Raw genomic sequence first — 709 nt, 5'->3', positions numbered from 1 at the left:
AAGCGGGAAGCCTACCTCAAGATAAGATTTCCCTAGGACTTTATGTCCTCTAAAGAGCCGTTCGAGACTAGGACGTTGATAGGTTGGATGTGGAAGCATAGTGATATGTGAAGCTGACCAATACTAATTGCTCGTGAGGCTTGACTATACAACACCCAAGCAGTTGTATATGAAGCATCAATCGATTCTTAAATATGCAAGACAACTTGATTTAGTTATACCTCTAGCTAAAATGAACAGATAAAGTAAGATTCAATTCAGCCCAGTCTGTTACAGATTTGGAAAACGCTTCGGCATCAAGTAAGACCCAAGCAAGTATCCATAAACAGTTGTGCTGGCGACCATAGCAAGAGTGAACCACCTGATCCCTTCCCGAACTCAGAAGTGAAACCTCTTAGCGCTGATGGTAGTGTGGGATTACCCATGTGAGAGTAAGTCATCGCCAGCTCATTATTCTAAACACCCCAATCTCAAAAGAGGTTGGGGTGTTTTTTTATATCAAGAAAGCAATCAGAAAAGAATTATTTGAAGAATTATTAAAACTAAAATAATGGAATAAACAATAATTTCATAATATTCCAATATTTACTTAATCTATAAATAGTTCAAATTGAGTTTTCATCTATGCAGTTCAAAATTATCGCAGCCCAAGATCTAGATAGAAATCAACGTCATCAGATTGCTGAGTTATGTTTTTCTGCTTTTGATG

Annotated in this window: 2 rRNA genes; both read left to right on the top strand. The window is 37.4% G+C overall.

The annotated features are described in order from the left end of the window. A 23S ribosomal RNA gene (locus ABD296_RS49650) occupies nt 1–148 on the top strand; the annotation flags it as partial. A 185-nt stretch (nt 149–333) separates the two neighbouring features. Then, nucleotides 334–448: ribosomal RNA gene (gene rrf / locus ABD296_RS49645) — 5S ribosomal RNA — on the top strand. The last annotated feature ends 261 nt before the right edge of the window (nt 449–709 follow it).

Origin of the sequence: Actinomadura napierensis, from assembly GCF_039529375.1 — a bacterium.
Lineage (GTDB): Bacteria > Actinomycetota > Actinomycetes > Streptosporangiales > Streptosporangiaceae > Spirillospora > Spirillospora napierensis.
The sequence above is the reverse complement of the archived record's forward strand: the minus strand, read 5'-3'. Positions and strand labels throughout refer to the sequence as shown.